The organism is uncultured Thiohalocapsa sp. (assembly GCF_913062725.1).
Taxonomy (GTDB): Bacteria; Pseudomonadota; Gammaproteobacteria; order Chromatiales; family Chromatiaceae; genus Thiohalocapsa.
On record NZ_CAJXWY010000002.1, the window covers coordinates 1 to 12,492 of the forward strand.

Here is a 12,492-nt window from a genome sequence, read left to right on the forward strand (position 1 = left end):
GGATCAGCCAAGAGCGACTACGACAGCCCCTGGAAGGAGGCCTTGGAGCGCTTCTTTCCGGAGTTTCTCGCGCTGCTGTTCCCGCGCGTCCATGCCGGGATCGACTGGGCCAAGGAGATTCAATTCCTTGACAAGGAATTCCAGCAGATCGTGCGTGAGGCCAAGACCACCCGGCGCTATGCCGACAAGTTGGTCGGCGTCACGCTGCGCGATGGCACGGCGGCCTGGGTGCTGATCCATGTGGAGGTGCAAGGCGAGCCAGAAGCGGCCTTTGCTGAGCGGATGTACACCTACCACTATAAGATCCGCGACCGCTACCAGGTGCCCGTGGCCAGTCTGGCCGTGCTCGCCGATACGGATCATGGCTTTCGCCCCCAACACTACAGCGCAGCGCTCTGGGACTGCCGGGTTGACTTCCGCTTTCCCATGGTGAAACTGCTCGACGACGATGAGCCGGAGCGGTGGGCCGAGTTGGAAGCCAGCGACAACGTCTTTGCCCTGGTGGTGATGGCACAGATCCGGGCCAAAGTGACCGACGATGGCGAAACGCTCAAGGGTTGGAAATTCCGCCTGATCCGCCTGATGTACGAGCGCGGCTACGAGCGCGCGCTGATCCTGGAACTGTTTCGGCTCATCGACTGGATGATTCGTCTGCCTGCAGGACTGGAAGCAGACTTTCGCCAAGCACTCTATGCTTACGAGGAGCAACAGCGTATGCCCTATGTCACCACGGTTGAACAAGCGGGGATCGAGAAGGGCCTCAAGCAGGGCGTCAAGCAGGGGCTTAAGCAGGGCGTCAAGCAGGGCGAAGCCATGATGTTGCTGGCGCTGCTACAAGAAAAATTCGGGCCAGACACCGCCGACGCTTACCGCGAGCGCATCACGGCCGCCGAGCCCGAGCAGTTGCTGCAGTGGTCGATCCGCATTCTAAGCGCCGAGACCCCGGAAACCATCTTTCATTAAGCGAGGAGTGGGGGTCTGCGAATTCCGGGGGCAGTTGACTTTACCCCAGGGCCCGCTCACGCACGAAGGCCAGGCGCCGCGCCTCTTCTGTCCACGCTCAACTCGCGTACCCGGCTCAGCGCCCGCTGGATGGGGGCGTGCTCGAGCTGTGCCATCGTCTGTTCCTCCTGCCAATGCTCGAAAAAGGTCACCCAGGCGCCGAGTCGGGTCTGACGTGAGGCCGGGGCCGGATGTCGGGGTTGAGCACCTCTACCGGGCACTATGTCACTTCTTGATTGACGTGATGACCAAAGTTGAGGTTGGCTAACCTGGCTAATACGTTTATCCTTTGACCGGAAACGCTTTAGAGGAGCCACAACGCATGCAAGTCAACATGCTCGAGGCCAAGAACCAACTCTCGAAGCTGGTCAAGGCCGCCGCTGCCGGTGAGGAGGTGGTGATCGCCAGCCACGGCCAGCCTCAGGTGCGTCTGGTGCCATGCACACCGGCTTCGGGATTGCGGGGTTGGGGGAGCTGGGCGGACCGGCGCATGGATGTCGACGAGGCCTTCACGGAGGCAACGGAGTCAGAGGTTGTCAAATTGTTCGATGGTCCGTGACCCTGCTACTGGACACCCAGGTCATGCTCTGGTGGCTGCTGGGTGACACCCGTTTGCGGGATGACACCCGAGTACTAATCGCGTCGTATCGCGCACGGGTCTCCGTCGCCAGCGTCTGGGAAGTGGCGATCAAACATCGGATCGGGAAGTTGCCCGTGGATGCTGTCAGTTTCAGAGATGCGTGTTTGTCGACTCGATATATCCGATCAGGAATGGGGCTCAGGATTTGATTTGCGCGCCTGCGACGCAAGGATCAAGCTGGCCGAGGCGGTGAGGGACCTGACCGGCTTGTGCTCCGAGCTCGCGCATCAGCCTCTGCTGCAGCGGGAGCCCTTAGACCACCCGCACCTTCACACGCTTGCCGAGCGAGGCGGCCGCCTGCTCGATTTGTGAGAACCTGGAAGCATGATCTAGGTCCAGCAGCCGATCGACCTGCGACATGTTTCCGCCTCGGGCTGAAAGGGGTCAGAGCCCTTGACGGTACTGCCGACAGCAGGCGGGCGACCGGCTACACTGACGACATGGTTCGCAGCAACACGCCAGCCGCGTTGGGATCGGCGTCGGGCGACGGCGACAGTCCTTGGCAGGCGGCCCTGGAGGGATTCTTTCCGGAGCTCCTGGCGCGGCTGTTCCCGGCCATCCACGCCGAGACCGACCGGCGAGCGCCGGCGCGCTGGCCCATTGTCCGGTCCAAGCTCGGGGCCGGCGCCCACCGACTAGGTGACTCATGCATCAGTCCATCGGCATACCGGCCGCGCTGCTCGCGGCCCTGTCCCTCATCGGCACGGACATGACCGCGGCGCAACCGCCGGCGCAGACGCCCGTCTCTTCGTCCGCAACCACGGGCGCTCAGCAGCAGCGCCCGGCTCAAAGCGACGTGCCCGAGCAAACCAGCACGCTGTCGACGCAGACCGGCGTCGCCGTGACCATCTACAATCAAAATCTGGCCCTCATCAAGGACCGCCGCCGACTGACGCTGCCCGCCGGGCGCGTGGACCTGGCCTACCGGGACGTGAGCGCCCGCATGCGCCCGGAAACCGCCCTACTGCGCGATACCGCCGGCGCGGGCGATTTCACGGTGCTGGAGCAGAACTTCGACTTCGACCTGCTGACCCCCAACAAGCTGCTGGAAAAGTATGTCGGCCGCGAGGTGGGCATCGTGCGCACCCACCCCACGACAGGTGAGGAGACCGAGGAACGCGCCACCGTGCTCGCCGCCAGCGACGGCGTGGTACTGCGCATCGGCCATGGCGACGAGCAGCGGATCGAGACGAGCCGCGGCGGCGAGCTGCCCGGGCGCATCGTCTATCGCGACATCCCGTCCAACCTGCGGGATCGCCCCACCCTGGTGCTGGCGCTGGACACGGCCAGCGCCGCCGAGCGTGAGCTGGAGCTGTCCTATCTGAGCGGCGGACTCAGCTGGGAGGCGGACTACGTCGGCGAGCTGGCCGCGGACGAGACCGCTCTCGACCTCACCGGCTGGGTCACCCTCACCAATCAGAGCGGCACCGCCTATCCCGATGCCAAGCTCCAGCTCGTCGCCGGCGAGGTCAACGTCGCCGCCGAGCCGCAGGCCGATATGATGATGATGCAGGCCATGCCGCGGGCCGTGGCGGCGCCGCAGATGCGCGAGGAGCGCCTGTTCGAGTATCACCTCTACACCCTGGAGCGCCCCACCACCATCGCCGACAACCAGACCAAGCAGGTGTCGCTGCTCGATGCCCCCGGGGTGGCCGTCGCCAAGGAGTTGCTGATCCGCGGCAACCCCGGCAGCTATCGCGGCGCCCGCGGACAGCTGAGCGAAGAGATGACGGTCAGCGTCTTCCTGACCCTCACCAACGACGCGGCATCGAACCTGGGCATGCCGCTGCCGGCGGGCACGGTGCGCATCTACAAGCGCGATGCGGCCGGCAACGCCCAGTTCGTCGGCGAGGATCGCATCGACCATACGCCCAAAAACGAAACCCTGCGCCTGCAGCTCGGCGAGTCTTTCGACGTCACCGCCGAGCGCAAGCAAACCGCCTTCGACAAGCGCTCCGGCACCGGCCCCTGGCAGTACGAGTTCGACAGCGCCTACGAGATCCGTATCAAAAATGCCAAGCCCGAGCCGCAGCCCGTCACCGTGCAGGAACGCATCCCCGGCGACTGGCGGATACTCGAAGAGAGCGCCCCGCACGAGGTGGGTAACGCCAACATGGCGGTCTGGAGGTTGACGGTGCCCGCGGAGGGCGAGACGGTGCTCACCTATCGGGTACGCGTTCGCCTCTGAGTGGCGTCGTAGGCCTCCGCGACGGGGATCATCTCCGCCACGGCGGCCGCCAGCTGCTGGTGGATATAACCGCGAGCCGGGCGCCGATCAGGCGTGTTGCGAGGCCCTGGGTCTTGCGCATCGCAGCGCAGTCAGGCCATAAAGGGCTCTGACCCCTTTATGAGGAGTGACCGTGGCCGGGCTCACAACCGCCGGCGCCAGGGTGGGCGCCACGACGCTACTTTCGCGGCTGCTCGGTTTTCTGCGCGACCTGCTCATCGCCCGCCTGTTCGGCGCCGATGCCGCCACGGATGCCTTCTTCGTGGCCTTCAAGGTGCCGAATCTGCTGCGGCGGCTGTTTGCGGAGGGTGCCTTCGCGGCGGCGCTGGTGCCGGTCCTGCAGCAGTATCGGACACTCGGCGATGCCTCCGGCCTGCGGGCCTTCATCGACCGGGCCGCGGGCACCCTGGCGCTGGTGCTGTTCGCCCTCACGCTGGTCGGCGTGCTCGCGGCACCGATGTTCGTGCTCGTCTTTGCGCCGGGCTTCGCAGCGGCTGCCGAAACCCACGCGTTGGCGGCGGCCATGCTGCGGCTGACGCTGCCGTATCTGTGCTTCATCGGCCTCACGGCCCTCGCCGGCGCCCTCCTCAACACCTATGAGCGTTTCGGGGTACCGGCCTTTACCCCGGTGCTGTTGAATCTGGTGCTGATCGCCTGTGCGCTGTGGCTGGCCCCCCGGCTGCACGAGCCGGTGATGGCGCTGGCCTGGGGGGTGCTGCTGGGGGGGCTGATGCAGTTGGCCTTCCAACTCCCGTTTCTGGCCAAGCTCGGGCTCTTGCCGCGGCCGCGGCTTGGCTTCCGGCATCCGGGGGTGCGGCGCATCGGCCGCCTGATGGGACCGGCCCTGTTTGGGGTGTCGGTGGCGCAGCTGGCACTGCTGATCGACACATTGTTGGCGTCTTTCCTCACCACCGGCAGCATTTCCTGGCTGTATTATGCTGATCGCCTGGTGGAGTTCCCGCTCGGGATTCTGGGGGCGGCACTGGGCACGGTAATCCTGCCGCGGCTGTCGCGATCGGGCGCCTTGCGGGCAGCGCCCGGCGCCGACGAGCCCTTCTCGGCCACCCTGGATTGGGCCCTGCGCTGGGTGCTGCTGCTCGGCGTACCGGCGAGCATTGGCCTGATGCTGCTCGCGGGCCCCATACTGGCGACGCTGTTTCTGTCCGCCAGCTTCGACGCCGGCGATGTCGCCATGGCCCGGCAGAGCCTGGTGGCCTACGCGGCGGGACTGACGGGCTTCATGGCGGTGAAGGCTCTGGCGCCCGGCTACTACGCCCGTCAGGACATGCGCGCACCGGTGCGCATCGCACTGATGGCGCTGGCCGTGAATCTGGCCCTGAGCCTGGTGCTGATGGCCCCCTTCGGCCACGGCGGTCTGGCGCTGGCCACATCCGTTGCGGCCCTGCTCAACGGCGGACTCTTGCTGCTGGGTCTGGTGCGCAGTGGTGTCTATCGCCCGCGCCCGGGCTGGCGACGGTTGCTGCGCCGGGCACTCGCGGCCAACCTGGCCATGGCGCTGCTGCTGTGGTGGCTCGCGGGCGCAGACGCCGATTGGCTGAGCGCCGACACCGCCAGCCGAACCGGCCGGCTCTTGGCGATCATCGCCGCCGCCGCCCTGGTGTATGGCGGAGCACTGCTGGCCTTGGGCCTGCGCCCGCGTCATTTTCGCGAGCCGCCGCCGCTGGCGGTGCATGACGACGCGCAAGCGCGGGCCGCAGGCAGTCTATAATCGGCCGCGCAATCCCGACCAACCCCAGCCCGAGCAACCAAGCGCGATGAGACTGATCCGGGGCCTACACAATCTGCGCGCGCGCGAGCGCGGCTGTGTCGCCACCATCGGCAACTTCGACGGCGTCCATCTTGGTCACCGCACCGTGTTTCAGCGCCTACTGCAGCGCGGACGCGAGCTGGGCTTGGGGGCGACGGTGATCACCTTCGAGCCGCAGCCCATGGAGTATTTCCAGCCGGACGCTGCACCGGCGCGCCTGACGCGACTGCGCGAGAAGCTCGCTGCCATCGGCGCCGACGGCATCGACCGGGTGATGCTGCTGGAGTTCGGCCCCAGGCTCGCTGCCATGCCGGCGGACGCCTTCATCGACGACCTGCTGGTGCAAGGGCTGGGGGTGCGCTTTTTGCTCGTGGGGGACGATTTCCGCTTCGGTCGTCACCGCGGCGGCGATTTCCAGCTGCTGCAGTCGGCGGGGGCGCAGCACGGTTTCGAGGTGGAGAACCTGCACACCATCACCCATGGCGAGGCGCGCATCAGCAGCACCCGGGTGCGCGAAGCCCTGGCCCGCGGCGAGCTGGCGCAGGCCCGCCATCTGCTGGGCCGCCATTACGCCATGCGCGGGCGTGTGGCCCACGGCGACAAGCGCGGGCGCAGCATCGGCTTTCCAACGGCGAATCTGCCGCTGCATCGGCGGGTGAGCCCGGTCAGCGGTGTCTATGCCGTCGCGGTGCGAGATCTGGACGGCGGACGGCTGCCGGCCCGGCGGCCCGCCACCTGGACCGGGCGCTGGCCGGATCTGTGGCCAGCGGTTGCCAACGTCGGTCGCCGGCCCACCGTGGACGGCCAGGATGTGCGCCTGGAAGTGCACCTGCTCGACTTCGACGGCGACCTCTACGGCGCCCACTTGGAAGTGGAATTGCGATTGCGCCTGCGGGGCGAGCATCGCTTCGAGTCCTTCGAGGCGCTGAAGGCGCAGATCGGCCGCGACGCCGCCGCGGCCCGCAACTACCTGGGCGCCGGCTGAAGTCGCTGTGCACCGTCGCCGTCGCAGACACCGATGGCGCCACCAACCCCGGGCGCGAGCGCGCCGCCTCAGCTGTGCTGGTCGCCGTCCGCGTCGTCGGATCGGTCATCATCGGCCTTGTGCGATGCGCGCGCCGGCTCCAGACCCGCTGCGCGCAGCAAGGTGTCCTGGGCATCCGCCCAGAGATCGATATTGTGCTGCGCCATGCGGTTGATGGCATCGAAGGGCGTCTCGCCCCAGGTCTCGGCGAGGTGCTTTTGCTGGTCGGCGAAGGCGTCCAGCGAGTGCTCCAGATAGCGTGCGAACACCCCCTGCAGTGTGCCACCGTAGAAGCGGATGATCTGCGCCAGCATGTTAGCGGAGAACAGCGGCTCGCCGCCGGCCTCCTCTTCGAGCATGATCTGCAGCAGGATCGATCGGGTCAGATCCGCGTCATTGGCCGTGTCGAGCACCCGAAACGGCACGCCGCGCATGACGAGATCACGCACATCCGCAACGGTGATGTAACGACTCAGCTCGGTGTCGTACAGACGCCGGTTTGGATACTTTTTGATGATGCGCTCGGTGGGCATAGCGACCGGGGAGACAGCGGAGTTGTCCCCCCAGTCTAACCCACCCACGGCGGGGCTGAGTGATCATCCATCAACGTCCTTGTGCCGGGCGCTGCCGCCGCCGGCACAACACCGTATCAGCCCCGTTCCACAGCCAGCGAAACGCCCTGACCGCCGCCGATGCAAAGCGTCGCCAGGCCCTTCTTGGCATCGCGCTTTTGCATTTCGTGCAGCAGGGTCACCAGCACACGGGCACCGGAGGCACCGATGGGGTGGCCGATGGAGATGGCGCCGCCGTTGACGTTCACCTTCTCGGTGTCCCAGCCCATGTCCTTGTTGACCGACATCGCCTGCGCCGCGAAGGCCTCGTTGGCCTCCACCAGATCGAGGTCGGCCACGCTCCAGCCGGCCTTCTCCAGGCACTTGGTGGATGCCGGAATGGGGCCCGTGCCCATGATGGCCGGGTCGACGCCGGCGGTGGCGAAGGCCTTGATACGCGCCAGCGGCTCGAGGCCCAGCGCTTGTGCCTTGGCCTCGCTCATCACCACCACGGCGGCGGCGCCATCGTTGATGCCGGAGGCGTTGCCTGCGGTTACCGTGCCCGCTTTGTCGAAGGCAGGCCGCAGCTTGCCGAGCTTGTCGGCGGTGGTGCCGGCGCGGGGGAACTCGTCTTTGGCGAAGATGATTGGGTCGCCCTTGCGCTGGGGGATCGCCACCGGGACGATCTCGTCGTCGAAGCGACCGGCGGCCTGGGCGGCCTCGGTCTTTTGCTGCGAATCGGCGGCGAAGGCATCCTGTAGCTCGCGCGAGAACTCGTACTTCTTGGCAACGTTCTCGGCGGTGACGCCCATGTGGTAGTTGTTGAAGGCGTCCCAGAGACCGTCGACGATCATGCTGTCGATCAGCTTCCAGTCGCCCATGCGCTTGCCGTCGCGCGAGCCGGGCAGCACGTGCGCGGCCTGGCTCATGCTTTCCTGCCCGCCGGCGATGACCACATCCGCATCGCCACAGAGCACGGCCTGCATCGCCAGGTGCACGGCCCGCAGGCCACTGCCGCAAACCTGGTTGATGGTGATCGCCGGCACCTCCTGCGGCAGCCCGGCATGGATGGTGGTCTGACGGGCCGGGTTCTGGCCGACGCCGGCGGTGAGCACCTGGCCCAGGATCACCTCGTCGATCTGCTCGGGCTTGAGCCCGGTGCGCTCGAGCAGGGCCTTGACGACAGCGGCGCCGAGCGCCGTGGCGGGCAGGGATGCGAGGCTGCCGCCGAAGTTTCCAACGGGGGTGCGGGCTGCGGCGACGATGACGGCGGATTGGGACATGACAGGGATCTCCTCTGCGGTGGCGTCTTCGGTTACGGGATCCGCCGGCCGTCTGCGCTGGCCAGCGTTATTCGTGCTCACGGCCTGGGCCGGAAGGCCAGGTCGGCGACTGCGAGTCTAGCGACAATGACGTGATCGTGCGTGCGCTGACGCAGTCAAAGTCTACGGGGTTTTGTTGCAGTGCACAAATTTCCGTGTTAGCGTGACTGGGATAGCACTAAAGAGGAGGGCGGCGGCGTCCGCAACACACATGGCGAACGATACCTGGTTCAACGAAGACTGGCTGAAGCTGCAACAGCGTTATTGGGAAAACCTCACTAACATGAGCCGCAAGGCGATGGGCTTGGAGGCGCCCCGGCAGCATCGCTGGGAAGCCGCTCCCTGGGAGGCCGCCATGGACCAATGGTGGAAGGCGGTCTCGCCGGCCGCCAGCGACCCTTCCAAGCAGTTCATGGAACGGCTCATGGAGCAGGGCAAGGCCTACTTCGCCACCATCGAGCGCTTCACCCGCGGTCTGTCGGACACCGGCGGCGGCACCGGCTGGGACGCACTGAACAAAACCTTCGATGAGATGCAGCGCGCCTTCACCGACGCCATGCAAAGCGGCGTTTCGGCCAACCCCTTCGCCGGCGGCGATGACGCCATGCGACGCATGCTGGGGTTCTGGGAAATGCCGCTGGATAACTGGCAGCGCATGATGTCGTCGCTGTCGCCCATGATGCCGGGCGACATGCTGCGCAATATGCCGCACGAGCAGCTGAAAGAGAACTTCGACCGCATCCTCTCGGCGCCGGGCCTCGGCTACACCCGCGAGGAACAGGCCCAGTACCAGGACCTGCTGCGCGTCAGCATGGACTACCAGCGCACCTACCAGGAGTACATGGGCTTCTTCGCCAAGCTCGGCGGCAAGTCCGTCGATCGCCTGCGCGAGCTCATTCAGTCCCGTGCCAACGAGGGCAAGGCCATCGAGTCCGCCCGCGAGTTGTACGACAACTGGGTTGCCTGCTGCGAGCACGTCTATGCAGACGAGGTGAGCACGCCCGAGTATGCCCGCATCCACGGCCGGCTGGTCAACGCGCAGATGGCGCTCAAGAAGCGGATGTCTTTACTGGTGGATGAGACCCTGGGGGCGTTGAACATGCCCACCGGCAGAGAGCTGCGCACGCTGCAGGACCGCATGCAGGAGACCCGTCGCGAGAACAAGCGCCTGCGCCGGGAGTTGGAGTCGATCAAGCGTCAGATCGCCGGGCGCCCGACCCCGGCCAGGCCGGCGCCTGCGCCGCCGATGCCAAGGAAAAAGGCCGTCGCGCGCAAGAAAACGGCCGCCAAAGAGGGTCCGCTCGCCTAACGCCGGGCGCCCAACCCAACAAGCCCGGCACAAAGAGCCCGGCACAGAGCGCCCAGGGACGCGAGCCGCATACGCGCTGTCTAGCGCGTCGGCCCCGCGCCCTCGCCAGAACGACGCGCCCGGCGCGGCGACACCGCCGCCGCCGATGCACTAGCACCACCTTCGAGGATCTACGCGCCCATGTTCCCGATCGAAATCCGCCCCGACAAACTCGGCGAGGAAATGCTCGACTACAGCCGCAAGCTGGGTCAGGGTATGGAAAACCTCGTCAACGCCGGTGACATCGACACCGGTGTGACCCCCAAGGACGCCGTCTACCACGACGACAAGCTGACCCTCTACCGCTACCACCGCCCCAGCGAGGTGGCGCAGCAAGCGGTGCCGCTGCTGGTGGTCTACGCGCTGGTGAACCGTCCGTACATGACGGATATCCAGGAGAACCGCTCGACCATCAAGGGACTGCTCGGCACCGGCCAGGACGTCTACCTCATCGACTGGGGCTATCCGGATCAGGCAGACCGGTCACTGACCCTCGATGACTACATCAACGGCTACCTCGACGGCTGCGTGGACTACATCTGCGACAAGCACGGCCTGGATAAGATCAATATCCTGGGCATTTGCCAGGGCGGCAGCTTCAGCCTGATGTACAGCGCGCTGCACCCCGACAAGGTGCAAAACCTGGTGACCATGGTGACACCGGTGGATTTCAAAACACCGGATAATCTGCTCTCGAGCTGGGTGCAGAACATCGATGTGGATTTGGCCGTGGACACCATGGGCAATATCCCCGGCGAGCTGCTCAACTGGACGTTCCTGAGCCTCAAGCCCTTCAGCCTCACGGGTCAGAAGTACGTCAACATGGTCGATCTGCTGGACGACCCGGCCAAGGTCAAGAACTTCCTGCGAATGGAGAAATGGATCTTCGACAGCCCGGATCAGGCGGGCGAGACCTTCCGCCAGTTCATCAAGGACTTCTACCAGAACAACGCGTTCATCGAGGGCACTGCCCGCGTTGGCGACCGGCTGGTGGACTTAAAGCAGATCACCTGCCCGGTGCTCAATATCTACGCCCAGCAGGACCACCTCGTGCCGCCGGCGGCGTCCAAAGCCCTGAACGGCATGACCAGCTCCGAAGACTACACGGAGCTTGCCTTCCCCGGCGGCCATATCGGTATCTACGTGAGCGGCAAGGCGCAGAAAGAGGTCACCCCGGCCATCGGCAACTGGCTCAACGAGCGCAGCTGACGCGCCCGGCACACGGGGTCGGGTGCGCGCGCCCCGCGTCGCGCTCGCCCCGGATCGGCACGGCCGTTTTCGCCCAGTCAGCAAGCCGCCGCGCAGAGGCGCCCATGGCGCCGCTGCTCGAGTGCCCGATGGGCGGGTCGGCTACGCGGACACCCCAGGTCTGCCCTGCGCCAACGCGGCGCCCTGGCGCACGGCCACGAGCTCGGCGACGATGGACACGGCGATCTCTGCGGGGGTGCGCCCGCCCAGCGGCAGCCCGACGGGGCCGCGCAACCGCGCCACCTGCCCGGGCGTCACGCCAAGGCTCGCAAGCCGTTGCCGGCGCCCCTGCTGGGTGCGCTGTGAGCCGAGGGCGCCGACGTAGAATGCATCCCCCATCAGCGCCTCCATCAGCGCCATCTCGTCGAGCTTGGGGTCGTGGGTCAGGGCCACCACGGCACTGCGCGGGTCATCGGCGAGATCGCGCACGCAATCGTCGGGCATGCGCGCATCCAACTCCACGCCGAAGCCGGCGAGCGCCGCCAGGCGTTCCCGGCGCGGGTCGCAGACGATGACCCGATAGCCCAGGGCCCGTGCCATCGGTATCAGATGGCGCGTGATATGGACGGCGCCGATGATGACCAGCCGCAGGCAGGGGCCGAAGGTACGCTCGGCGATGCGGCCGTCGAAGCGAAACGCGGCGTTGTCAGGATGCTCCTCGGCGCTTCGGTGCAGGCTCGCCTCGCCCGTCTCCAGACAGAGCCGCCGGCGCAGACTGGCGCGGGCGATGACACGCTCCTCCAGCAGCCGCCACGGCGTCAGGTCGCCGATGCGCTCCACCAACAGGTCGAGCCGACCACCGCAGGGGATGCCGAAGCGCCTGGCCTCATCGGCGTCGACGCCGTAGCGCATCACACCGGGCAGGGCGGCGGCGAGTTCCCCGGCGCGCACCCGCCGCACCAGATCGGCTTCCACGCAACCGCCGGAAACCGAGCCGGTCTCCCGGCCGTGCGCATCCAACAGCAGCATGGAGCCCGGCGGGCGCGGCGAGGCGCCCCAGGTGGCGGCGACGGTGAAGAGCCAACCGGGGCATTCGCCCAGCGCGGTGATGGCCGCCAGCAGGTGCTCGTCGTCACTCACGGGCTCGGCGGCGCCCTGGGAAACCTGTACAGACGGTGTGGTCACTGTGAAATCGCGTGCTGTGAGGGATCAAGAGTCCCTACGGCTCGGTGTCGGCCACCTGCGGCGCCCGATTCGACGGCTCAGGATTACAGATCAGCGGACGAGAAAACAGTGATCCGGCGCATCGCTTTGTCTCACCGGAGGGCTGGTACGGCGATGCACGACCATGCGTGGGGGCCACGATTGGGGCTGGACGCTCGCGCCCGCGCCGGGGTCATCGTCGCCCGCCGTGGGTCCGGG

10 protein-coding genes are annotated in these 12,492 nt (G+C 66.7%); 7 read left to right on the forward strand and 3 right to left on the reverse strand.

Translation table 11 applies throughout. From position 1 onward, the window contains the following. The 5 genes from QZ588_RS00570 to ribF form a co-directional block, all read left to right on the forward strand. Nucleotides 1-963 (forward strand): hypothetical protein (locus QZ588_RS00570; protein WP_295538515.1); only part of this gene is annotated, 963 nt, incomplete at its 5' end. A 361-nt stretch (nt 964-1,324) separates the two neighbouring features. Continuing rightward, entirely contained in the window at nt 1,325-1,561 is a 237-nt protein-coding gene (locus QZ588_RS00575; RefSeq protein ID WP_295538518.1) for a type II toxin-antitoxin system Phd/YefM family antitoxin, read from the forward strand. 727 nt (nt 1,562-2,288) lie between these two features. After that, nucleotides 2,289-3,830: a DUF4139 domain-containing protein gene (locus QZ588_RS00580; protein ID WP_295538521.1), complete on the forward strand. Its 1,542-nt coding sequence runs from the start codon at nt 2,289-2,291 to the stop codon at nt 3,828-3,830. Between the two features lie 172 nt (nt 3,831-4,002). Further along, the gene (gene murJ, locus QZ588_RS00585; protein ID WP_295538523.1) at nt 4,003-5,598 is read left to right on the forward strand and encodes a murein biosynthesis integral membrane protein MurJ; all 1,596 of its coding nucleotides are present in this window, start codon (nt 4,003-4,005) and stop codon (nt 5,596-5,598) included. Nucleotides 5,599-5,644: 46 nt separating this feature from the next. Next, nucleotides 5,645-6,622: a bifunctional riboflavin kinase/FAD synthetase gene (gene ribF / locus QZ588_RS00590; protein ID WP_295538524.1), complete on the forward strand. Its 978-nt coding sequence runs from the start codon at nt 5,645-5,647 to the stop codon at nt 6,620-6,622. Between the two features lie 68 nt (nt 6,623-6,690). On the opposite strand, the gene phaR is transcribed toward ribF, so the two are convergent. Both phaR and QZ588_RS00600 read right to left on the reverse strand, forming a co-directional pair. Next, nucleotides 6,691-7,194 (reverse strand): polyhydroxyalkanoate synthesis repressor PhaR, encoded by a 504-nt coding sequence (phaR, locus tag QZ588_RS00595; protein ID WP_295538525.1) that lies wholly within the window; start codon nt 7,192-7,194, stop codon nt 6,691-6,693. A 116-nt stretch (nt 7,195-7,310) separates the two neighbouring features. After that, nucleotides 7,311-8,495: an acetyl-CoA C-acetyltransferase gene (locus tag QZ588_RS00600; RefSeq protein WP_295538526.1), complete on the reverse strand. Its 1,185-nt coding sequence runs from the start codon at nt 8,493-8,495 to the stop codon at nt 7,311-7,313. Nucleotides 8,496-8,745: 250 nt separating this feature from the next. Between QZ588_RS00600 and phaE the strand changes: the two genes are divergently transcribed. Together phaE and QZ588_RS00610 are read left to right on the forward strand one after the other, a co-directional pair. Further along, nucleotides 8,746-9,843, forward strand: a complete 1,098-nt coding sequence (gene phaE / locus QZ588_RS00605; RefSeq protein WP_295538528.1) for a class III poly(R)-hydroxyalkanoic acid synthase subunit PhaE — start codon at nt 8,746-8,748, stop codon at nt 9,841-9,843. A 180-nt stretch (nt 9,844-10,023) separates the two neighbouring features. Continuing rightward, entirely contained in the window at nt 10,024-11,091 is a 1,068-nt protein-coding gene (locus QZ588_RS00610; protein WP_295538530.1) for a class III poly(R)-hydroxyalkanoic acid synthase subunit PhaC, read from the forward strand. Between the two features lie 141 nt (nt 11,092-11,232). On the opposite strand, the gene QZ588_RS00615 is transcribed toward QZ588_RS00610, so the two are convergent. Next, nucleotides 11,233-12,255, reverse strand: a complete 1,023-nt coding sequence (locus QZ588_RS00615) for an XdhC family protein (RefSeq protein ID WP_295538531.1) — start codon at nt 12,253-12,255, stop codon at nt 11,233-11,235. Between the last annotated feature and the right edge of the window lie 237 nt (nt 12,256-12,492).

Excerpts from the sequence above, each read along its gene's own strand:
- QZ588_RS00575 (WP_295538518.1), top strand. The coding sequence starts at position 1,325 with ATGCAAGTCAACATGCTCGAGGCCAAGAACCAACTCTCGAAGCTGGTC.
- QZ588_RS00580 (WP_295538521.1), top strand. The coding sequence starts at position 2,289 with ATGCATCAGTCCATCGGCATACCGGCCGCGCTGCTCGCGGCCCTGTCC.
- ribF (WP_295538524.1), top strand. The coding sequence starts at position 5,645 with ATGAGACTGATCCGGGGCCTACACAATCTGCGCGCGCGCGAGCGCGGC.
- phaR (WP_295538525.1), bottom strand. The coding sequence starts at position 7,194 with ATGCCCACCGAGCGCATCATCAAAAAGTATCCAAACCGGCGTCTGTAC.
- QZ588_RS00600 (WP_295538526.1), bottom strand. The coding sequence starts at position 8,495 with ATGTCCCAATCCGCCGTCATCGTCGCCGCAGCCCGCACCCCCGTTGGA.
- phaE (WP_295538528.1), top strand. The coding sequence starts at position 8,746 with ATGGCGAACGATACCTGGTTCAACGAAGACTGGCTGAAGCTGCAACAG.
- QZ588_RS00610 (WP_295538530.1), top strand. The coding sequence starts at position 10,024 with ATGTTCCCGATCGAAATCCGCCCCGACAAACTCGGCGAGGAAATGCTC.